22 protein-coding genes are annotated in these 21,519 nt (G+C 68.5%); 19 read left to right on the top strand and 3 right to left on the bottom strand.

Annotated elements, in window-relative coordinates; all coding sequences use genetic code 11:
• The first annotated feature begins 5 nt into the window (after positions 1-5).
• The 18 genes from ACP15H_RS24350 (at position 6) to ccmI (ending at position 17,125) form a co-directional block, all read left to right on the top strand.
• On the top strand, positions 6-1,283 hold the full coding sequence (locus ACP15H_RS24350) for a glycosyltransferase family 4 protein (protein WP_425068712.1): 1,278 nt from the start codon (positions 6-8) through the stop codon (positions 1,281-1,283).
• Positions 1,284-1,285: 2 nt separating this feature from the next.
• Positions 1,286-2,401 carry a glycosyltransferase family 4 protein gene (locus tag ACP15H_RS24345; RefSeq protein WP_425068711.1) on the top strand — a complete coding sequence of 372 codons (1,116 nt, stop codon included), beginning with the start codon at positions 1,286-1,288 and terminating at the stop codon, positions 2,399-2,401.
• Entirely contained in the window at positions 2,398-2,985 is a 588-nt protein-coding gene (locus tag ACP15H_RS24340) for a histidine phosphatase family protein (protein WP_425068710.1), read from the top strand. Before ACP15H_RS24345 ends, ACP15H_RS24340 begins: the two co-directional genes overlap by 4 nt.
• On the top strand, positions 2,982-4,130 hold the full coding sequence (locus ACP15H_RS24335) for a glycosyltransferase family protein (protein WP_425068709.1): 1,149 nt from the start codon (positions 2,982-2,984) through the stop codon (positions 4,128-4,130). The genes ACP15H_RS24340 and ACP15H_RS24335 overlap by 4 nt, the downstream gene beginning before the upstream one ends.
• Entirely contained in the window at positions 4,127-4,879 is a 753-nt protein-coding gene (locus ACP15H_RS24330; RefSeq protein ID WP_425068708.1) for a polysaccharide deacetylase family protein, read from the top strand. Before ACP15H_RS24335 ends, ACP15H_RS24330 begins: the two co-directional genes overlap by 4 nt.
• A gap of 22 nt (positions 4,880-4,901) precedes the next feature.
• A complete protein-coding gene (locus tag ACP15H_RS24325) occupies positions 4,902-5,408 on the top strand; it encodes a hypothetical protein (RefSeq protein ID WP_425068707.1) in 507 nt (168 codons plus the stop codon).
• Positions 5,405-7,378 (top strand): dipeptide ABC transporter ATP-binding protein, encoded by a 1,974-nt coding sequence (locus ACP15H_RS24320; RefSeq protein ID WP_425068706.1) that lies wholly within the window; start codon positions 5,405-5,407, stop codon positions 7,376-7,378. The genes ACP15H_RS24325 and ACP15H_RS24320 overlap by 4 nt, the downstream gene beginning before the upstream one ends.
• Position 7,379: 1 nt before the next feature.
• Positions 7,380-8,378: an ABC transporter permease gene (locus ACP15H_RS24315; protein WP_425068705.1), complete on the top strand. Its 999-nt coding sequence runs from the start codon at positions 7,380-7,382 to the stop codon at positions 8,376-8,378.
• A 7-nt stretch (positions 8,379-8,385) separates the two neighbouring features.
• On the top strand, positions 8,386-9,576 hold the full coding sequence (locus ACP15H_RS24310) for an ABC transporter permease (protein ID WP_425068704.1): 1,191 nt from the start codon (positions 8,386-8,388) through the stop codon (positions 9,574-9,576).
• Positions 9,577-10,002: 426 nt separating this feature from the next.
• Positions 10,003-10,677 (top strand): cytochrome c biogenesis heme-transporting ATPase CcmA, encoded by a 675-nt coding sequence (gene ccmA / locus ACP15H_RS24305; protein ID WP_425068703.1) that lies wholly within the window; start codon positions 10,003-10,005, stop codon positions 10,675-10,677.
• The gene (gene ccmB, locus ACP15H_RS24300; protein WP_425068702.1) at positions 10,674-11,339 is read left to right on the top strand and encodes a heme exporter protein CcmB; all 666 of its coding nucleotides are present in this window, start codon (positions 10,674-10,676) and stop codon (positions 11,337-11,339) included. Before ccmA ends, ccmB begins: the two co-directional genes overlap by 4 nt.
• 14 nt (positions 11,340-11,353) lie before the next feature.
• Positions 11,354-12,073, top strand: coding sequence for a heme ABC transporter permease CcmC (ccmC, locus tag ACP15H_RS24295; RefSeq protein WP_425068701.1), 720 nt, complete (start codon positions 11,354-11,356; stop codon positions 12,071-12,073).
• Positions 12,070-12,210: a heme exporter protein CcmD gene (gene ccmD, locus ACP15H_RS24290; protein ID WP_425068700.1), complete on the top strand. Its 141-nt coding sequence runs from the start codon at positions 12,070-12,072 to the stop codon at positions 12,208-12,210. Before ccmC ends, ccmD begins: the two co-directional genes overlap by 4 nt.
• Positions 12,207-12,641 carry a cytochrome c maturation protein CcmE gene (gene ccmE, locus ACP15H_RS24285; RefSeq protein ID WP_425068699.1) on the top strand — a complete coding sequence of 145 codons (435 nt, stop codon included), beginning with the start codon at positions 12,207-12,209 and terminating at the stop codon, positions 12,639-12,641. The genes ccmD and ccmE overlap by 4 nt, the downstream gene beginning before the upstream one ends.
• A gap of 118 nt (positions 12,642-12,759) precedes the next feature.
• Entirely contained in the window at positions 12,760-14,706 is a 1,947-nt protein-coding gene (locus tag ACP15H_RS24280; protein WP_425068698.1) for a heme lyase CcmF/NrfE family subunit, read from the top strand.
• Positions 14,707-15,246, top strand: a complete 540-nt coding sequence (locus ACP15H_RS24275; protein WP_425068697.1) for a DsbE family thiol:disulfide interchange protein — start codon at positions 14,707-14,709, stop codon at positions 15,244-15,246.
• 125 nt (positions 15,247-15,371) lie between these two features.
• A complete protein-coding gene (locus ACP15H_RS24270; RefSeq protein WP_425068696.1) occupies positions 15,372-15,806 on the top strand; it encodes a cytochrome c-type biogenesis protein in 435 nt (144 codons plus the stop codon).
• 5 nt (positions 15,807-15,811) lie between these two features.
• Positions 15,812-17,125, top strand: a complete 1,314-nt coding sequence (ccmI, locus tag ACP15H_RS24265; RefSeq protein WP_425068695.1) for a c-type cytochrome biogenesis protein CcmI — start codon at positions 15,812-15,814, stop codon at positions 17,123-17,125.
• A 299-nt stretch (positions 17,126-17,424) separates the two neighbouring features.
• Here ccmI and ACP15H_RS24260 read toward each other — a convergent pair whose 3' ends face one another.
• On the bottom strand, positions 17,425-18,153 hold the full coding sequence (locus ACP15H_RS24260; RefSeq protein ID WP_425068694.1) for a site-specific DNA-methyltransferase: 729 nt from the start codon (positions 18,151-18,153) through the stop codon (positions 17,425-17,427).
• Between the two features lie 150 nt (positions 18,154-18,303).
• Between ACP15H_RS24260 and ACP15H_RS24255 the strand changes: the two genes are divergently transcribed.
• Positions 18,304-18,726, top strand: coding sequence for a nuclear transport factor 2 family protein (locus ACP15H_RS24255; RefSeq protein WP_425068693.1), 423 nt, complete (start codon positions 18,304-18,306; stop codon positions 18,724-18,726).
• A gap of 349 nt (positions 18,727-19,075) precedes the next feature.
• Here the strand turns inward: ACP15H_RS24255 and ahpF are convergent, their stop codons facing one another.
• Positions 19,076-20,677: an alkyl hydroperoxide reductase subunit F gene (ahpF, locus tag ACP15H_RS24250; RefSeq protein ID WP_425068692.1), complete on the bottom strand. Its 1,602-nt coding sequence runs from the start codon at positions 20,675-20,677 to the stop codon at positions 19,076-19,078.
• Between the two features lie 164 nt (positions 20,678-20,841).
• Positions 20,842-21,411: an alkyl hydroperoxide reductase subunit C gene (ahpC, locus tag ACP15H_RS24245; RefSeq protein WP_422009167.1), complete on the bottom strand. Its 570-nt coding sequence runs from the start codon at positions 21,409-21,411 to the stop codon at positions 20,842-20,844.
• Positions 21,412-21,519: the final 108 nt, after the last annotated feature.

The raw sequence follows: 21,519 nt of genomic DNA, 5'->3' as shown, positions 1-21,519 counted from the left end.
AGCCGATGTCGAAAGCAGCGAACGGGCCCAAAGTCGCGGTCGTCCTGAAGGGCTGGCCGCGCCTGTCCGAGACTTTCATTGCCCAGGAGATCGCCGGCCTCGAAGCGCGCGGCGTGGCGCTCGAACTGTGGTCGATGCGCCGCCCGACCGACAAGGCCCGCCATCCCGTCCATGATCGCGTCGCGGCGCGCTGCGTCTATCTTCCCGAATACCTGAAGGACGATCCGCGGCGCGTGTTCGCGGCCTGGCTCAAGGCCCGCCGTTTGCCGGGATTTGCCGCGGCGCGGGCCCGGTTCCTCGCCGACTTCCGGCGCGATCCTACCGCTCATCGCGTGCGGCGCTGGGGCCAGGCGCTCGTGCTGGCGGCCGAGCTGCCCGACACGATCGAGCGGCTCTATGCGCATTTCCTGCACACGCCCGCCTCGGTGACGCGCTACGCCGCGATCCTGCGCGGCCTGCCGTGGAGTGTCTCGGCCCATGCCAAGGACATCTGGACCAGCGAGTCCTGGGACGTGCGCGAAAAGCTCGAGGACTGCGCCTGGCTGGTGACCTGCACCAGGGTCGGCCTGCAGCGCCTTCAGGAGTTGGCGCCGAACCCGGCGAAGCTGCGGCTGGTCTATCACGGGCTCGACTTCGCCCACCTGCCGCCGCCGCCGCCCTCGCGGCCGCCGCGCGACGGCTCGGATCCGGCGGACCCCGTCGTGATCCTGTCGGTCGGCCGCAAGGTCGAGAAGAAGGGCTATGAGGATCTCCTGAATGCGCTGGCATCGCTGCCGCCGACCCTGCACTGGCGCTTCGAACATGTCGGGGCGGGCGACCTTTCCGAGGCGCTGAAGGCGCAGGCCGCCACGCTCGGCCTCGCCGATCGCTGCCTCTGGCAGGGCGCCCAGCCGCAGAAGGCGGTGTTCGCGGCGCTGGCCCGCGCCGATCTGTTCGTGCTGGCGAGCAAGAGAGCCGCCGACGGCGATCAGGATGGGCTGCCGAACGTCCTGATGGAGGCCGCCCATCAGGGCCTGCCCCTTGTGTCGACCAAGGCCGCGGCCATCGGGGAGTTCGTCGAGGACGGCGAGACCGGTCTGCTGGTGCCGCCCGCGGCCCCGCGGGAACTGGGTCTTGCACTCGCTCGCATGATCGCCGACCCGGCGCTGCGGCAGAGGCTGGCAGAGCGCGCGGGCGAGGTCGTCCGCACGCGCTTCTCCTACGAAGCCGGCGTCGAATGGATCGCCTCGGCCCTGCAGGGCCGAACCGGCGAGAGCGCCGTCGGCGCCCGCGCCGCGGACTAGCCGTGCGGGTCCTGCTGCATACGCCGCTGAAGGCGCCCGACAGTCCCATACCGTCCGGCGATCGCGAGATGGCGCGCGGGCTGGTTCGCCTGCTCGAACGCCTCGGTCACGCGGTCGCGATGCCGCAAGCGAGCCGTGTCGCGCCCGGTGTGCCGCCGTTTGCCGCCCACCTGGCGCTGGAGCGGCGCGCGCGTGCCCAGGCGGCGCGGCTGATCGCGCGCTGGCGGGCGCTGCCCGCGCAGCATCCGGAGCGGTTCGATCTGTGGTTCACCTACCACTGCTACTATCGCAAGCCCGACTGGCTGGGACCGGCGGTGACGCAGGCGCTGGGCATCCCCTACGTGATCGTCGAGGCCTCGCATGCGCCGCGCCGTGCGCAGGGTCCGACACGGGCCGGCCATCGCGCCGTCGAGCGGGCACTGGCGGCGGCCGACCTCGTGCTGACGGTCAATCCGCGCGACAGGGCGGGCGTGAAGGCGCGGCTGCGGCCGGGCGCCCGCCAGCTCTGGCTGCCCCCGTTCATCGATGTCGCGCCCTTCCAGGTACCGCCGCGGCGTGACCCCGGCCAGCCGCCCCTGCTGCTCAGCGTCGGCATGATGCGCACGCGCGACAAGCTCGAGTCCTATCGCGTTCTGGCCCGCGCCTTCGCCCTGCTGGAGGACAAAGAGTGGCGCGCCCTGCTGGTGGGCGACGGTCCCGCCCGCGCCGAAATCGAGGCGTTGATGGCGCCCTTCGGTTCGCGCGTGCGCTTCGCCGGCGCCGTGCCGCATGGCGAGCTGCCTTCACTCTACGCGACCGCGGACCTTTACCTTTGGCCTGCGATCAACGAAGCCTACGGCATGGCCTTTCTCGAAGCCCAGGCGGCCGGCTTGCCCGTGGTCGCCGGCCGCACCGGCGGCGTCCCCGCGGTCGTGGCCGACCGTGTCACGGGATTGCTGACCCCGATCGGCGATGCGGCGTCCTTTGCCGCGGCCGTGGCGCGCTTGCTGGACGAGCCCGCGGAACGCGCCCGTCTTGGCGCCGCCGCCGCCCGGCGGGTGGCCGCGCATCACGACGAGCGTGCCGCCGCGCACGCGCTGGCAGCGGCGCTGGCGACCCTGCCGGGCGCCAAGAGATGAGGGCGGTGCCCTTCGCGCTGCTGCGCCACGCCCCGACCGTCTGGAATGCCGATGGTCGGCTGCAGGGCCTCACCGATACCTGTCTCAGCCCCGAAGGAGAGAGGGCGGCCCGGAGCTGGCGTCTGCCCGCGCCGGCCGACGGCTGGAAGCGGGTGAGCAGCCCGCTGCAGCGGGCCCGGCGCACCGCCGAACTCGTGCGCCCGTCGGTACCCGTCACCATCGATTCGCGGTTGCGCGAGATGAGCTTCGGCGTCTGGGAGGGGTTCACGGTGGCGGCGCTGCGCGCCACAGGCGGCGAGGCCTTCGCGGCAGCCGAAGCGGCCGGCCTCGACTTCCATCCGCCGGGCGGGGAATCGCCGCGCATGACCATGACCCGCCTGTCGCACTGGAGTTCGACGCTGACGGAGCCCGTGGTCGCGGTGTCGCACAAGGCCGCGATCCGCGCGCTGCTGGCGCTGGCCACCGGCTGGAACATGCTGGGGCGGCCGCCGCACAAGCTCGACTGGAAGTGCGCCCATTTCTTCGTCGCGCAGGACGAGGGACGCGTGACGGTCGAGCGCCTCAACGTGCCGCTCACGCCATGACCGCGCGCGTCTTCTTCTATGTGCAGCACCTGCTGGGCATCGGCCATCTGCGACGCGCCGCGACCCTGGCGCGCGCGCTGGCGGCCGGTGGCTTCGATGTCCTGCTGGTTTCGGGCGGCGCGCCGGTCGATGGGCTGGCGCTCGGCGGGGCGCGGCTTCATCAACTGCCGCCGGTGCGTGCCGCCGATGCGAGGCTGAAGGAGCTGGCACGGCTCGACGGTTCGCCGCTCGACGAGGCGTTTCGCGAGAGGCGTACGCGGCAACTGCTCGACCTGTTCGAGTCCGAGGCGCCCGACATCCTGCTCACCGAGCAGTTTCCCTTCGGCCGCACCCAGCTTCGCTTCGAGCTGCTGCCGTTGCTCGAGGCGGCCCAGGACCGGCCTTCCGCGCCGTGGATCGTCTCGTCGATTCGCGACGTGCTGCGCCGCACCGCCTCGCCGGCGCGCGTGGACGAGATGGTTCAGACCTTCGAAGCCTTCGACGCCGTGCTGGTCCATGCCGATCCGGCGCTGGTGCGGCTCGACGACAGTTTCCCCGCCTGGGCCGACATCCAGGCCCGCGCGCTCTACACGGGCTACGTTTCCGACTGCGACCCTGCCGCCGTTGCGGACCTTGCCGTCGGCAAGGGCGAGGTGATCGTCTCGGCCGGCGGCGGTGCCGTCGGTGCGCCTCTGCTGCAGGCCGCCCTTGCCGCCCGCCCCCTGACGGCACTGGCCGACCGCAGATGGCGCCTGCTCGTCGGACCGAACATGCCCGACGCGGAGCGCGCGGCGCTCGCGGCGTCGGCGGAGGGGGACATCATCGTCGAGCCGGTGCGCGCCGACTTCCCGTCGCTGCTGCGCAACGCGGCGCTGTCGATCTCGCAGGCGGGATACAACACCGTGGTCGAGACGCTGTGCCATGGCGACCGTGCCGTGCTGGTGCCGTTCGGAACGGCGCGCGAGACCGAGCAGGCGGACCGCGCCCGGGTTTTGGTCGAGCGGGGCATGGTGGCTTCCGTGGCGCCTGGAGATCTCACGCCCGAGACCCTTGCAGCGGCCATCGCACGAGCCTGGGCGGGACCTTCGATCCGCAGCTTCCCGCCGGTCGATGCGCGCGGAGCGGCCGCCACGGTCGCGGCGCTGAAACAGATGGTGGCCCCATGAGCGGTTGGCAGGCGCTTGCCGACGAGGCCGCGCGCTGGCGCGATGCGGGCCGTACGGCCGAGCTCTGGTGGCGCGACGACGACGCCATCGATGCCACGCCTTCGCTCGATCGCCTCGTCACCCTCGTTCGCGACACGCAAACGCCGCTCGCGCTCGCGGTGGTGCCGGCCCAGGCCACTCCGGCACTGGCAGCCCGCCTTGCCGATGAGCCGGACGTCGACGTGCTGCAGCACGGCTATGCCCATGCCAACCATGCGTTCGGGTCGGAAAAGAAGATCGAGCTCGGCGTGCAGCGTCCGGCCATGATGACCCTGGGCGAGCTCGCGACCGGATGGATGGCGCTGGAGAGCCTGTTCGGACCGCGCGCGCTCGCCGTCATGGTCCCGCCCTGGAACCGTATTGCGCCCGTGCTCGTGCCGACGCTGCCGGAGATCGGCTATCGCGGGCTCTCGACCTTCGGCCCGCGTGCGCGCGTCCATCCGGTGCGCGGCCTGTTGCAGGTCAATACCCATGTCGACCTCATCGACTGGAAGGGCGGCCGCGTGTTCGCGGGCGAACAAGCCACGCTCACGGGCCTCGTGGCGGCGCTGGCCCAGGCGCGCGCCGGCGGCGGCGAGCCGGTCGGCCTTCTCAGCCATCATCTTGCGATGGACGCCGGGGCGTGGGATTTCCTAAGCTCATTGTGGGAAAGAATGAAAATGCTGGAGAACATCCGCGTGCGTCCGGCGCGCGCGCTGTTCGGCCCATGATGCCGGTCGAGGGAGGGCGCAGTTGAATTCCGTCGAGCTGCGCTATCCGCAGCAGACGCTGGTGGCGGATTATCTGCGCGCCGCGGCCGGCGTGGTGCTCTGCGCAGCGCCGCTGCTGCTGCTCGACGTCAACCGCTGGCTGGGCGCCCTCTTGCTTGCAGGGTTCGGACTCTTCGCCCTCTTTCTGCTACGCACGGCACTGCGCCACCGGACGCGTTACGTTTTGAGCCCGCTTTCGCTGCGGGCCGAGGGTCCGGCGGGGGCCGTAGTGGACTGGAATCGGCTGGACAGGATGAAGCTCAGCTACTTCTCGACCAAGCGCGACCGGTCGGACGGTTGGATGCAGCTCGCGGTCGGCTCGAGCGGCGGCAGGCCGGTGAAGGTCGATTCCTCGCTCGAGGGCTTTCACGATATCGTCGCGCAGGCCGCCCAAGCTGCCGAAGCGACGGGGGTGGCGCTGGGCGACGCAACGCGCGCAAACTTGAGGTCCATGGGTATCGTGGTGGCGGATCAGGAAGAGACGGTATGAAGGATCTGCTGCGGGTCGAGGATCTGACGGTCGAGTTCGGCGTCCACGAGGGCGTGCTGCGCGCCGTCGACAAGGTCTCCTTCTCCATTCCGCCCGGTGGCACGGTGGCGCTGGTGGGCGAGTCGGGCTCGGGCAAGTCGGTCTGCAGCCAGGCGATCATGGGCCTGCTGCCGCGCACGGCGAAGATCGCCTCCGGCTCCATCCTGTTCCAGGATCCGCGCGTCAACCAGGGCGTCGTCGACATCGCCCGCATCGACCGCACCGGGCCTGAGATGCGGCGCATCCGCGGCGGCCAGATCTCGATCATCTTCCAGGAACCGATGACCTCGCTGTCGGCCCTCCACACGGTGGGCGACCAGATCGGCGAGGCCGTCGAACTGCATGGCGCGCAGCCCGGCGGTCCGCTGGGCGGCAAGGGCGGCGAAGGCGGCCGCAAGCTCAGCCGCGCCGAGATCGACGGGCTCACCACCGACATGCTGCGCATGGTGGGCTTCCCCGATCCCAAGCGGGCGCTGCGAACCTATCCCTTCGAACTGTCGGGCGGTCTGCGCCAGCGTGCGATGATCGCCATGGCGCTGGTCTGCCGGCCGGCGCTGCTGATTGCCGACGAGCCGACGACCGCGCTCGACGTCACCATCCAGGCCCAGATCCTGCGCCTCATCAAGGACCTGCAGAAGGAACTTGGGATGGCGCTCCTGATGATCACCCACGATCTCGGGGTGGTCGCCAACGTCGCCGACGACGTGGTCGTGATGTATCGCGGCAAGGTCGTCGAATCGGGCGACCTGCACGACATCTTCCGCGATCCTCAGCATCCCTACCTGAAGGCGCTGCTGCATGCGGTGCCGCGCTTCGACATGAAGCCCGGCGAGCGGCTGCAGCCGATTCGCGAGATCAAGGGCACGACCGGCCATCTGCTGAAGGAGAAGCCGGTCTCCAAGCCCACGGCGACCTTCAATCCCGACGCGCCGGTCCTCAAGGTGCGTCACGTCACCAAGACATTCCAGATCCGCAAGGCCGACACGCTGATGGAGCAGCTGATGGGCGGCGGCACGACCCGCACCATCCGCGCCGTCAACGACGTGAGCTTCGACGTCCTGCGCGGCGAATGCCTGGGACTCGTGGGCGAATCGGGCTGCGGCAAGACCACGCTCAGCAAGATGCTGATGCGCGGCATCTCCGCCGACGCCGGCCAGGGCGGCCGGGTCATCTTCGACGATTGGGGCCGCAAGATCGACGTGATGAGCCTCGAGGGCACGGAGCTCAACCGCTTCCGCACCAAGCTGCAGTTCATCTTCCAGGATCCGTTCGGCTCGCTCAATCCGCGCATGACGGTCTACGACATCCTGGTCGAGCCGCTGGTCATCCACGGCATCGGCGACGACGCCTATCGCCGCGAGATGGTGGCCGAGCTGATGGAAATGGTCGGCCTCGACCGCCGGCACCTGAGCCGCTACCCGCACTCCTTCTCCGGCGGCCAGCGCCAGCGAATCGGCATCGCGCGCGCGCTTGCGCTGCGGCCCGACATGGTGATCTGCGACGAGCCGGTCTCGGCACTCGACGTGTCGATCCAGGCGCAGATCCTGAACCTGCTCAAGGACCTGCAGAAGCAGCTCGGCCTCACCTACCTGTTCATCAGCCACAATCTCGCGGTGGTCGACTACATCGCCGACCGCATCGCCGTGATGTGCGCCGGGCGCCTGGTCGAACTCGCGCCGGCGGGCGAGCTGTTCAAGAATCCCATGCATCCCTACACCAAGGCCCTTCTTTCGGCGGTGCCGATGCCCGATCCCGACGCCCGCCTCGACCTCGGCGCGCTGATGGAGGGCAAGGCGTCCGATCCCACCGTCTGGCCCGAGCCGTTCCGCGACGACGGCAAGACGCCGCTCCTGTGGACCGAGGCCGAGCCGGGCCATTTCGTGCGCGTCTCGCGATCGGCCGGGCAACTCGCCGGGCGAGAGGTGGTCTGACATGCTGCACTTCATTGCCCGCCGCGTTCTGCTGATGATCCCGACGCTGTTCGTGATCAGCGCCCTCGTCTATTTCATCATCGACCTGCCGCCCGGGGACTGCGTCACCTCGCAGATCGAGGAACTGCTGGCCCGCGGCGATCCCGACGCCCACCAGCGCGCCGACGAGCTGCGCCAGCTCTACGGCCTCAATCTTCCGCTGTGGCACCGCTACCTGGATTGGGTCGCCGGCATCTTCCGCTGGGACTTCGGCCTGTCCTGCCAGGACACGGTGCCGGTCGCCGACCTGATCAGCGAACGCATGATGCTCACCATCATCATGGAAACCTGCACGATCGTCTTCATCTGGGTCGTGTCGTTCGTCATCGGCGTCTACGCCGCCACCCATCAGTACAAATGGGGCGACTATGTCGCCTCGTTCATCGGCTTCATCGGCCTGTCGATCCCGAACTTCCTGCTGGCGCTGGTGCTGCTCTATGTCGGCAAGGTCTATTTCGGCCTGTCGATCGGCGGCCTGATGGACCCGGAGTACATCGACAAGCCGCTGAGCTGGGGCAAGATCGTGTCGGTGATGGAGCACCTGATCATCCCGGTCGTCGTGATCGGCATGTCGGGCACCGCCGGCATGATCCGGCGGCTGCGCGCCAACCTGCTCGACGAGCTGCAGAAGCAGTATGTCGTCACCGGCCGGGCCAAGGGCCTGCCGCCGATGAGGCTGCTGGTGAAGTATCCGCTTCGCCACGCCATCAACCCGTTCGTCGCCGACATCGGCGGCCTGCTGCCCGACGTCATCTCGGGATCGGTCATCGTCTCGGTGGTGCTGTCGCTGCCGACCACGGGCCCGATGCTGCTGAGCGCGCTCAAGACCCAGGACGTCAACCTCGCCGCCACCTTCCTGCTGTTCGTGGCGGTGCTCACCGTCATCGGCATGCTGATCTCCGATCTGGCGCTCGCCGCGCTCGATCCGCGCATCCGCTTCGGCGCAACGTCGGAAAAGTGAGGGTGCCATGACCGACACGACGCCCTCAGGCATCCCCCCCGAAGCCCCCCGACGCGCGCCGCATTTCGTCTCGAAGGAGACGTGGGACCCCTACGTCGCCGACAAGCTGACCGCCGAGCAGGAACGCTACTACATGGCGGGCCAGTGGAAGCTGATGTGGTGGCGCTTCCGCCGCCACAAGCCGGCCGTCGTCTCCATGATCTTCCTGCTGCTGATGTATTTCTCGACCATCATCAGCGAGTGGATTGCGCCCTACGACCTGCACACCAGGCATTCGCGCTATATCTTCGCGGCGCCGCAAGGCGTCCATCTGTTCCATGAGGGCTCCTTCCTCGGGCCGTTCGTCTACGGCCTGAAGATGGAGCGCGATCCGGCCACCCTGCAGCGCGTCTACTCGGCCGACACGAGCAAGCCGCAGCAACTCCGCTTCTTCTGCATGGGCGAGAGCTACGAGTTCTGGGGCCTGATCGAGGGCCGCTTCCATTTCGTCTGCCCCCCGGAGGACGGGACCTTCTTCCTGCTCGGGACCGACCGATTGGGAAGGGACATGTTCAGTCGCATCGTCTACGCCGCCCGAATCTCCCTCACCATCGGCGTCATCGGCATCGCGCTGTCCTTCACGCTGGCCTTGGTCCTGGGCGGACTGGCCGGCTATTACGGCGGCTGGATCGACAGTGTCGTCCAGCGGCTGACCGAGATCATCAAGAGCTTCCCGCACCTTCCGCTGTGGCTTGCCCTGTCGGCGGCGCTGCCGGTCACCTGGTCGCCGCTGCTGGTCTATTTCGGCATCACCATCATCCTGGCGCTGCTCGACTGGCCGGGCCTGGGACGCGCCGTGCGCTCCAAGCTCCTGTCGCTGCGCGAGGAGGATTACGCGGCGGCGGCCCAGATGATGGGCGCCAAGCCCGCCCGCATCATCGGCCGCCACCTGCTGCCGGGCTTCATGAGCCACCTGATTGCCTCGGCCACCCTGTCGATCCCGTCGATGATCCTGGCCGAGACGGCTTTGTCGTTCCTCGGCCTCGGTTTGCGTCCTCCCATTACGTCGTGGGGCGTGCTGCTGAACGAGGCGACGGACATCAATGTGGTGGCGGTGAACTGGTGGCTGATGCTGCCGGTGGTGCCGGTCATTCTCGTGATCCTGGCGTATCAGTTCATGGGCGATGGGATGAGGGACGCTGCTGACCCTTACGCGTAGGCGCATGCGCCTACGCGTAAGGGTCGGCGGGCGGCAGGGCCTGTAATCAGGCCCGGGAGCCCGCACGGCTCAGAACGGATGAGGGTGCCGAAACACCCTCAAATCCTTGAAATCCTTATCTATTCTGCACGGTGCAGGCTCTCGGGCCTTCGTCGCTGCGCGCCTGCAGGCCCTGTCGCCTGCCGGCCTCGCCCCACTGCGTGGGGCGAGGCCTAAATACCCCGATTTTGCCCCATTTGGGCCTAGCGACGGTCACGACGGGCTTCCATTTAGGTTGGGTATCTCCCCCGAACGTGGTCCCCCCAAAGCCACGTTCTAGCCTCCTCGGAGGCGCTCAGGCCGCCATCTCACCTCCCCCGAGATGGCGGCCTTTTTCTTTGCCCGCGGGCGGCAGGCCCCCCCGCCCGCATGGTAGGAGGGCGCCCCATGGTGCCTCCGCTCCTCGAAGTGACCGGCCTGTCCTGCCGCCGCGGCGGCCGGCTGGTGTTCGACCGCCTGTCCTTCGGGCTGGGCGCGGGCGAACTGCTGGCGCTGACCGGGCGCAACGGCAGCGGCAAGACCAGCCTGCTGCGCGCCCTGGCCGGGCTGACGCCGCCCGCGGCCGGGACGGTCTCCTGGCGCGGCGTCGACGTCGCCGAGGACCCCGAAACCTGGCGCGGCCGGCTGGCCTGGCTCGGCCATCTCGAGGGGCTGAAGGGCGATCTCACGGTGGTCGAGAATCTTCTGGTGGCGGAGCGGCTGCGCGGCGGCGAGGCCGGCGACCGGCTGGACGGCGCCCTGGTTGCCTTCGATCTCGCGGGCCTGGCCGTGCGGGAGGTGCGCACCCTGTCGGCGGGCCAGCGTCGGCGCACGGCGCTGGCCCGGGTGGTGCTGTCCCAGGCGCCGCTCTGGCTGCTCGACGAGCCGCTGAACGCGCTCGACGCGCCGGCCCAGGCGGCCTTCCGGACGGCGCTGCAGATCCACCTTGCGGCCGGCGGTCTCGCCATCGCCGCGACCCATGCCGAGCTGGGCATCGAGGGACGCTCGCTCGAACTCAGTCCGGCAAGATCAAACACCTCTCCTCCTGGCGGGGGAGAGGAATATGAAGGTCGAGCAGGATGAGCGGCTTCACGACGCTTCTCGCGCGCGACCTGCGCCTGGTGCTGCGGCGGCCGGGCGATGTCGGCGTGGTGCTGGCCTTCTTCGTCGTGGCGACCGTGCTGTTCCCGCTGGGCATCGGCCCCGAGACCAACGTGCTGGCACGCATCGCCGCCGGCGTCCTGTGGTGCGCCGCTTTGTTCGCGGCGCTCCTGTCGCTGGAGCGGCTGTTCGCCGCCGACTACGAGGACGGCACGCTCGACCTGCTGCTGCTGGCGCCGTGGCCGCTCGAGCTGGCGGCGCTGGCCAAATGCCTGGCTCACTGGATCGTGACCGGCCTGCCGCTCAGCCTGCTGGCGCCCGTGTTGGGCATCGCCTTCGGCCTCGACGGGCCTGCCCTGCTAGCGCTGGGCGCGACCCTGCTGGTCGGGACCCCCACTTTGTCGTTGATCGGCGGGCTCGCGGCGGCCCTCACGCTGGGCGCGCGCAAATCCGGCGCGCTGCTGGCGCTGCTCGCGCTGCCGCTCTGCGTGCCGACCCTGATCTTCGGCGCCGGTGCGATCGAGACGCTGGCGGCGGGTGACGGCATCGTGACACATGTCGCGATCCTCGCCGCTCTTGCATTGGTCGCCCTGGCCACGACGCCTTGGGCGATTGCCGCAGCCTTGCGGCAAGCCGGCGAATAGGGAGGATGGGGCCGATGGCCGACCTGCATTTTCTCGCCAATCCTGCGCGTTTCCGCCGCTTCAGCCAGCGCGTGCTGCCGGGCCTCGGCTTCGCCACGGTGCTGATGATCGCGGTGGGCTTCTACATGGCCTTCTTCGTGGCGCCGGAGGACTACCAGCAGGGCAAGACGGTGCGAATCATGTTCCTGCACGTGCCGTCGGCCTGGCTGTCGATGGCCGGCTACGCGCTGCTGGCCGCGCTCGGCGCCTCGCTGCTGGTGTGGCGCCATCCGCTGGCGGCGCTGATGGCGCGCGCGGCGGCGCCGGTGGGCGCCAGCTTCGCGGCGGTGTGCCTGCTCACCGGCTCGCTGTGGGGCCGGCCGATGTGGGGCACCTACTGGGTGTGGGACGCGCGGCTCACCTCGATGCTGCTGCTGTTCTTCCTCTATCTCGGCCACATCGCGCTCAGCCGTGCCTACGATTCGCCCGAGCGCGGCGATCGCGCGGCCGCCATCCTGGCGCTGATCGGCGTCATCAACCTGCCGATCATCAAGTTCTCGGTCGACTGGTGGAACACGCTGCACCAGCCGGCCTCCATCACGCGGCTCGACGCGCCGGCGATCCACAATTCGATCCTGGTGCCGCTGCTCTGGATGGCGGTCTCGCTGCTCTTCCTGTTCGTCTACCTGGTGCTGCTGCGCACCGAGACCGAGATCGACCGCCGCCGCCTCGAGAATGCCGAGGCCACGGCATGAGCAACCACGCGGTCTATATCCTGGGCGCCTATCTCGCCGCCGCCGTCATCTTGGGCGGCCTGGTGATCGCCTCGCTGGGTGCGCGCCGGCGGGTGCGGCGCGAGCTGGCGGCGCGCGGGCTGGAGCGGCGCCGATGACACCGAAGCGCCGCCGTCTGTGGTTGCTGCTGGGATCGCTGACAACGCTCGGCGTCGCCGCCGCGCTCGTGCTCACGGCACTGAACGACAACCTCGTCTTCTTCTATTCGCCGACCCAGGTCGCCGAGAAGAGCCTCGGCCCCGACCGCCGCTTCCGCCTGGGCGGCCTGGTCGAGCAGGGCAGCGTCCAGAAGGACGGCCAGACCGTGCGCTTCACCGTCACCGACACGCACAAGACGGTGAAGGTCACCTATCGCGGCATCCTGCCCGACCTGTTCCGCGAGGGTCAGGGCGTGATCGCCGAGGGCTCGATCGGCCCCGACGGCGTCTTCACGGCGCGCGAGATTCTCGCGAAGCATGACGAGAATTACATGCCTCCCGAAGTCGCGAAGGCGCTCAAAGAGTCAGGTCAATGGAAAGACAAGAAGTGACCGGTGGTGCGAACCCCCTCACCCAGCCTCTCCCCCAAGGGGGAGAGGAGCATGAGGAGAGGCGCCTCCTTCTTCCTCCTCTCCCCCGTGAGGGGGAGAGGCTGGGTGAGGGGGCGTCTTGATACCGGAGCTTGGTCATTTCGCGTTGATCCTCGCGCTGGCCGTTGCGCTGGTGCAGGGAACGCTGCCCTTGATCGGCGCCAGCAGAGGTGACCTGCGTCTGATGGCCCTCGGTCGCACGGCGGCGCTGACGCAGGCGTTCCTCGTGCTGCTGGCGTTCGGCGCGCTGACGCAGGCCTATGTCACGTCGGACTTCTCCGTCCTCAACGTCGTCGACAATTCGCATTCGGCCAAGCCGCTGCTCTACAAGATCAGCGGCGTGTGGGGGAACCACGAAGGCTCGATGCTGCTGTGGGCGTTAATCCTCGCGCTGTTCGGCGCGGCGGTCGCGATCTTCGGCAACAACCTGCCCGACACGTTGCGCAGCCGCGTGCTGGCCATCCAGGCGCTGATCGGGGTGGGCTTCCTGGCCTTCCTGCTCTTCACCTCCAACCCGTTCCAGCGCGTGTTCCCGGCGCCGCCCGACGGCAACGGACTCAACCCGCTGCTGCAGGATCCCGGCCTCGCCTTTCACCCGCCGCTGCTCTACCTCGGCTATGTCGGCTTCTCGGTGACCTATGCCTTCGCCGTCGCCGCGCTGCTCGAAGGTCGCGTCGATGCCGCCTGGGCGCGCTGGGTGCGGCCGTGGGCGCTGGCGGCCTGGTGCTTCCTGACGCTGGGCATCGCGCTGGGTTCGTGGTGGGCCTATTACATCCTGGGCTGGGGCGGCTTCTGGTTCTGGGATCCCGTCGAGAACGCCTCGCTGATGCCGTGGCTGGCCGGCACCGCGCTGCTGCACTCCGCCATCGTCGTCGAGAAGCGCGACGCGCTGAAAAGCTGGACGGTGCTGCTGGCGCTGCTCGCCTTCTCGCTGTCGCTGCTCGGCACCTTCCTGGTGCGCTCGGGCGTGCTCACCTCGGTGCATGCCTTCGCGCAGGATCCGGCGCGCGGCATGTTCATCCTGGCCTTCCTGCTGTTCGTCACCGGCGGCGGCCTGGCGCTCTATGCCTGGCGCGCGCCGCAGCTGCAGGGCGGCGGCCTGTTCCAGCCGGTCAGCCGCGAGGGCGCGCTGATCCTGAACAACCTGCTGCTGTGCACGCTGGCGGCCACGGTGCTGCTGGGCACGCTCTATCCGCTGTTCCTCGACCTGCTGACCGGCAACAAGGTCTCGGTCGGCCCGCCCTTCTTCAATGCCACCTTCGTGCCGCTCTGCGCGCCGCTGTTCGCCGCGCTCTGCGTCGGCCCGTTCCTCGGCTGGAAGCGCGCTGAACTCTGGCCGGCGCTGATGCGCCTGCGCGTGGCGCTCGTGGTGTCGCTGGCCGCCATCGTCGTCGCGATGACGATGATCGACAGCCGTTCGACGCTCGCAGCGCTGGCCTTCGGCTTCGGCGTCTGGCTGATCGTCGGCAGCCTCGCGTCTCTGACCGACCGCGTGCGCAGCGGCACCCTGCGCACCCTCCCGCGCTCGACCCTGGGCATGGTGTTCAGCCACGCGTCGCTCGGCGTCGTCGTGCTGGGCTCGGTCGCGACCTCGTCGTGGAACACCGAGCTGATGCACACGATGAAGCCCGGCGACCGTATCGACTTCGCGGGCTACAACGTGCAGCTCGAGCGCATGGACGAGGTGCGCGGCCCCAACTACATCGCCGAGCGCGCGACCTTGAACGTCAGCGTCGGCGGCAAGCCCTACACGGTGCTGCAGCCCGAGCGCCGGCTGTTCACCGTGCAGCGTCGACAGGTCGCCGAGACGGCGATCCAGACCAACCTGCTGCGCGACTTCTACGCCACCTTGGGCGAGGGCAGCCCGCAACAGGGCTGGGTGATCCGCCTCTACCTCAACCCGCTGGCGCCGTGGATCTGGCTGGGCGCGGCGCTGTGCGCGCTGGGCGGCTTCGTCTCGCTGTCGGACCGCCGGCTGCGCATCGGCGCGCCGTCGCGGCGGCCCGCGCTTCAGCCGGCCGAATAGATGCGCCGCCTCCTCTTCATCCTGCCGCTGCTGACGCTCGCGCTGATGGCGGGCTTCTTCGCCTGGTCGCTGACCAGCGGCCGCGACCCCGCCTCGATCGGCTCGGTGGTGGTGGGCCGCCCGGCGCCGAAGCTCGACCTGCCGGCGCTGCGCCCAGGCGAGCCGTCGCTCACCGACGCCGACCTGCGCACCGGCAAGCCGGTGATCGTGAATTTCTTCGCGAGCTGGTGCACACCCTGCCTGGCCGAGCATCCGCTGTTCACGCGGCTCAGCGAGCGCGAGGGCGCGACGATCGTGGGCATCGCCTGGAAGAACAAGCGCGACGACGCGCTGCCCTGGCTGAAGCGGCTGGGCGATCCGTTCAAGCTCGCGGGCCTCGACCTCGACGGCAAGACCGGCCTCGACTGGGGCCTGAGCGGCGTGCCCGAGACCTACCTGATCGACGGCGCCGGCATCGTGCGCCGGCATTATCGCGGCCCCATCACCGAGCGCGATCTGAACGAGACGATCCTGCCGTTCCTCAAGGGGACGGTGAAGTGATCGGCGCCCGTCTTTTCATGTTCCTCTCCCCCTTGGGGGAGAGGTTAGGTGAGGGGGTGCGTCGCCCCCTCACCCTGCCTCTCCCCCTAGCGGGGGAGAGGAGCTTGAAGGCGTTATGCTGCGTCTTGCTTCTGCTGCTCACCCTCCCCGCCCTCGCCGTCGAGCCGTCCGAAGTCCTGCCCGACCCCGCGCTCGAAACCCGTGCCCGCGAGATCGGGCGGGCGTTGCGTTGCGTCGTCTGCCAGAACCAGTCGATCGACGATTCCTCGGCCGAGGTGGCGCATGACATGCGGCGCGCCGTGCGCGAGCGGCTCGTCGCCGGCGACAGCAACGCCGACGTCTTCGCCTACATGGTCGCGCGCTACGGCGACTACGTGCTGCTGAAGCCGCCCTTCAAGGCCGGCACCCTGATCCTGTGGCTGGGCGCGCCGCTGCTGCTGCTGGTGGCCGGTGCAGCCCTCCTGCTCGCCGCACGCCGCCGCCGGCACACACCCATTGCCGCGCCCAAACCGCTCGACGAGGAGGAGCGCCGCCGCCTCGACGCGCTCCTGAAGGGCTGACGGCCATGCTCGAATTCCTGCTGGCGCTGCTCACCACCGCGACCGTCGCCGCCCTTCTCTGGCCGCTGCTGCGCATGCGCCTGCCCGCGCGCGACCGGCTCTCGGGCGAACTGGCGATCTACCGCGACCAGCTGGCCGAGCTGGAGCGCGAGCGCGAAGCCGGGACGCTCAAGCCCGCCGACGCCGCCGCCGCCCGCACCGAGATCGAGCGCCGCATGCTGGCCGCCGGCGATGCCGCCACGGGCAGCGCCAAGGCCACGGGCAGCGCCAAAGCCGCCACCACTTCCGACGCGGTGCAGAAGTGGCTGCCGCCCGCGCTCTCGCTGTTCGTGCCGCTGCTGGCGCTCGGCCTCTACCTGCAGACCGGCCGCCCCGGCCTGCCCGCCGCCCCCTTCGCGGACAGGGGAACCGAACATCCCGCCCCGTCGCGCCAGATTGACGTCGCCGGCCTGCTGGCCGAAGCGCGCGCCCGCCTGGCGCAGGACCCCAACGACGCCGAGGCGCTGGCGGCGCTGGGCGAAGGCCTGACCCTGGAGGCCGGCGGCACCGTCACGCAACCGGCGCTGGAGGCGCTGCAGCGGGCGCTGAAGACGCGGCCCGACGACGCGCGCATCCTCTACTATCTCGGCCTGCACGAGGCGCAGAGCGGCGACTCGAAGGCCGCGATCGCCCGCTGGCGCGACCTCGAGGCCGCCAGCCCGCCCGACGCGCCCTGGCTGCCGATGCTGCGCGCCGAGATCGCGCGCGTGGCCAAGGCCGCCGGCCTCTCAGTGCCGCCGGCCGCGCCACCGCCCGCCCCATCAACGCAGTCCCCGCAATCCACCACGCCGCAGCCCAGCCGCGAGCAGCAGGAGGCGATGGCCCAGCTCACGCCGGAGCAGCGCCAGCAGGCGATCCGCTCCATGGTCGAGGGGCTGGCCGCGCGCCTCGCCGACGCGCCGCAGGACCGCGCCGGCTGGCTGCGCCTGGCCAATGCCTGGAAGGTGCTGGGCGAGAACGCCAACGCCGCCGACGCCTACGGCCGCGCCGACACGCTGGCCCCCGTCGACGCGCGCATCCTGGCCGACTGGGCCGAGGCGCATGTGCGCCAGCTCGCCCCCGGCGCCGTGCCTTCAGCGCAGGCCGTCGCCGTGCTGGAGCGGCTGGAGAAGGCCGAGCCGCGCAACGCGCTGGCCCTGTTCTACCTGGGCGTCGCCGCCGAAGCCGCGGGCAACAAGCCGGCGGCGCTGCAGCGCTGGAAGACGCTGCTGGCCCTGCTGCCGGCGGATGCACCGATCCGCGGGATGCTGGAGGAGCGGATCAAGGCGGCGGGGGGGTGAGGGCGACTTGGAGGCTGCGATAGTAATTGCTCTGGCCCGAGGAATGCCGAGCATGAGCAAGTCGTTGGGTTGACTGGTGCCCAGATCGAAGCTGTGAAGCTCGACCTAAGGGCCGAATATTGATCGGAATTGGGGGACTCCCTATTACTTCGACACCCAAAAACGACAGTTTTAGGAAGAAGACCCCAGCGGACGCTATGCGTCCCAAAGGATGGTGATTGGTGGTCAAGTTCTACTACTGGGGCGATGGCGCTCATGCCGAGCCGAAGCTTCTGTCCGATTTGGCAGCGACTAACGTGTTAAAGGTAGACGACGCCGCGTCGATCGATGAGGATTGCCCCCCAGCATCTTCCTTTGGGTGGATCATGTAGTGCCCCGCTAGGAGTACGAATCTTGTACATTTGGTTTTTTCTGAAACCCTGAGCACTGAACGGCACCGATCGCCACGGCCCGCGTTCATCGCTATCTGGATTCGAATAGCCGGCATTGGTGTCTGGCAAAAGATTTCGGGTTTCTTTCCACTTCAGGGGTCCGTTCATTGCGTACAGGAGAATGTGATCATGCGCCGACCCGATCGCCGCTCGATTCTCTCTAGACGTGCGCTTCTGCCAAACAATATTCGAAACGAATCGGGATCTTCCGAAAACCTCGTCCATGATGACTTTCAGATAGTGCCCCTCGTTGTCGTCGATTGACACCCAAATTGATCCATCTTCGGCAAGTAGTTCACGTAAGAGTTCGAGCCGTGGCCACATCATCGCTAGCCACTTGGTGTGCTCTAGATTGTCGTCATAGTGCTCGAATGCGGACTTTGTATTGTATGGAGGGTCAATGTAGATGCACTTCACGCGACCGGCGTAAAATGGCAATAGCGCCTTGAGCGCCTCGAGATTGTCGCCGTGGATCAACATATTGCCGGCATTGAGGTCACCGCTCCCCAACGCAGGGATTTCCTCAAGCAATCGATAAGGCACGCCTTTCGCTGCTTGGATGTCTTGATCTCTTGTCAACCAATGGAGTGTCGGCATCAGTTATATTACTAGCCGATTTATCGTGGCTGAGGGTTTTGATTTGTCGTTTTTCCCACTGTCACTTGCTCTCATTACCTCCCAGGCAATCGCCGCCTCGCCTGTGCTGGCCTATCTCCCGCGTGGATCAACCATCCGCAGGAGGAAGCCATGTCCCATCCCACCACCACGCCGGACGCCGTCGTCGAGGCCTACGTCGCCACCTGGAACGAGACCGATCCCGCGCGCCGCCGCGCCGCCCTTGCGGCGGCCTGGACCGAGACGGGGATCTACCGCGATCCGGTGATGGCGGGCGACGGGCCGGCCGGGATCGACGCCATGCTGGCGGGCGTGCAGGCGAAGTTCCCGGGCTTCGTGCTCAAGCGCACCTCGAAGGTCGACGCGCACGGTGGTTCCCTGGGCGGTCCCTCGGGCGGTCCCTCTGGCAGCTCAGGGGGGCTCTATCTGCGCTTCACCTGGTCGCTGGGTCCGGCCGACAGGCCCGCGGTCGTCGAGGGTGTCGATTTCTGCACCCTGGCGCCGGACGGGCGGCTGGCGTCGGTGGTCGGGTTCATCGACAAGATGCCGGGGTGAGGCGGCGCGCGGCGGGTGCCGTCGAGGGCGCGTAAACGAAATAACCGAAATAAACGAAACAACTGAAACCAATGTCGCACCCCTAAGTGCGACTCGGTCGCAATTGTCTGTTTCCCGTCGTCCCGGGGCCGGGGTTACCCCGCCCGAACCGGAGTGGAGGCCCCCGTCCCCACCTCATCCTGAGGAGGCCACCCCTCGAATGCCTCGGGGTAAACTCGTGGCCGTCTCGAAGGATGGGCAACACACGCGGTGCTCGTTCCCATCCTTCGAGACGCGGTCCTGGGGACCGCTCCTCAGGATGAGGTCTGTGCTCGGAGCCGGGCGATTCGATCTCGCCCGGCAGTTCTTCCTAGGCCGCCTTCCGGCCTTCTGAGGCCGGCTCTTGCACCTCGACCGGCTCACTCCGGATCAGGTGGTCGAACGCCGACAGCGCGGCCTTGGCGCCCTCGCCCATGGCGATGACGATCTGCTTGTAGGGCACGGTCGTCGCATCGCCGGCGGCGAAGATGCCGGGGACCGAGGTCTGGCCGCGTGCGTCGATCTCGATCTCGCCGCGCGGGCTGAGCTCGATCGCGCCCTTCAGCCACTCGGTGTTGGGCACCAGGCCGATCTGCACGAAGATGCCCTCGAGCTCGATCGTCCTGGGCTCACCGGTGGTGCGGTCCTTGTAGGCGAGGCCGGTCACCTTGGCGCCGTCGCCGTGCACCTCGGTCGACTGCGCCGAGACGATCACCGTGGCGTTGGGCAGCGAGCGGAGCTTGGCCTGCAGCACCGCGTCGGCGCGCAGCTGGCCGTCGAACTCGATCAGGGTGACGTGGCTCACCAGGCCCGCGAGGTCGATCGCCGCCTCGACGCCGGAATTGCCGCCGCCGATCACCGCCACCCGCTTGCCCTTGAACAGCGGGCCGTCGCAGTGCGGGCAGTAGGCCACGCCCTTGTTGCGATACTCGGCCTCGCCGGGGACGTTCATCTGCCGCCAGCGCGCGCCGGGCGAGAGCACGATGGTCTTGGCCTTCAGGGTGGCGCCATTCTGCAGCTCGACCGTGGCCAGGCCGCCCGGCGTCGCGGCCGGGACCAGCTTGGTGGCGGTCTGCAGGTCCATCACGTCGACCTCGTAGTCCTTCACATGCGCGGCCAGCTCGGCGGCCATCTTGGGGCCCTCGGTGTGGGAGACCGAGATGAAGTTCTCGATGCCCATCGTGTCCAGCACCTGGCCGCCGAACCGCTCGGCGGCGATGCCGGTGCGGATGCCTTTTCGCGCCGCGTAGATGGCTGCAGCGGCACCGGCGGGACCGCCGCCGACCACCAGCACGTCGTAGGGCTTCTTGGCCGCGATCTCCTCGGCCGCGCGTTCCGTCGCGCCGGTGTCGAGCTTGGCCAGGATCTGCTCCAGGCTCATTCGGCCCTGGCCGAACGGCAGGCTGTTGAGGAAGATCGACGGGACGGCCATCACGCCGCGCTTCTCGACCTCGTCCTGGAACAGGGCGCCGTCGATCGCCGTGTGGCGGATGCGCGGGTTCAGCACGCTCATCAGGTTCAGCGCCTGCACCACGTCGGGGCAGTTCTGGCACGACAGCGAGAAATAGGTCTCGAACGTGTAGTCGCCGTCGAGGCCCTTCACCCGCTCGATCGTGTCCTGCGCTTCCTTGCTCGGGTGGCCGCCGACCTGCAGCAGCGCCAGCACCAGCGAGGTGAATTCATGGCCCATCGGGATGCCGGCGAAGCGGACCGAGATGTCGGTGCCGGGCCGCACGATGGCGAAGGAGGGCTTGCGCATGTCCTCGTCGGCCTCGGCGAAGGTCACCTTGTCCGAGAGGCTGGCGATCTCCTGCAGCAGCTCCTTCAGCTCGACCGACTTGGGGCCGTCGTCGAGCGACGCCACCAGCTCGACCGGCAAGGTCAGGCGCTCGAGATAGCCCTTCAACTGCGTCTTGAGGTTGGCGTCCAACATGGGAGGTACTCCTTGAAACACTTCCACCGCTACTTCCCCCCTCACCCAGCCTCTCCCCCCGATGGGGGAGAGGAGGAAGAGGAGGCCGTCTTCAGGTTCCTCACCCCCGTTAGGGGGAGAGGTTAGGTGAGGGGGCGTCTCGCGGTGCCTCCTCACCCAGCTCCTTAGATCTTGCCGACCAGGTCGAGGCTGGGGGCGAGGGTCTTCTCGCCTTCCTTCCAGGCGGCCGGGCAGACTTCGCCGGGATGCGAGGCGACGTACTGGGCCGCCTTGACCTTGCGCAGCAGCTCCGAGGCGTCGCGGCCGATGCCGCCGGCGGTGATCTCGACGATCTGGATCTTGCCGTCCGGGTCGACCACGAAGGTGCCGCGATCGGCCAGGCCCGCTTCCTCGATCATCACGCCGAAGTTGCGGGTGATGGCGCCGGTCGGGTCGCCGACCATGACGTACTCGATCTTCTTGATGGCTTCCGACGTGTCGTGCCACGCCTTGTGGCTGAAGTGCGTGTCGGTCGAGACGCTGTAGATCTCGACGCCCAGCTTCTTGAACTCGGCGTAGTTGGTCGCCAGATCCTCGAGCTCGGTCGGGCACACGAAGGTGAAGTCGGCCGGGTAGAAGAAGACGACCGACCACTTGCCCTTGCCCTTCAGGTCGGCGTCGGTCACGTCGATGAACTTGCCCTTCTGGAAGGCGGTGGCCTTGAACGGCTTGATCTCGGTGTTGATGAGGGACATTGGCTTGAAACTCCTTGGTTAACGCTTGGCACCCGTTACTTAGGGGCATTCTAAGATCGTTTAAAGCGCAAAATACCGAATTGAATAATCGCAAAAAGCGATTATATG

Origin of the sequence: Reyranella sp., from assembly GCF_965249915.1 — a bacterium.
Classification (GTDB): Bacteria; Pseudomonadota; Alphaproteobacteria; order Reyranellales; family Reyranellaceae; genus Reyranella.
This window is presented reverse-complemented; position numbering and strand designations above follow the sequence as displayed.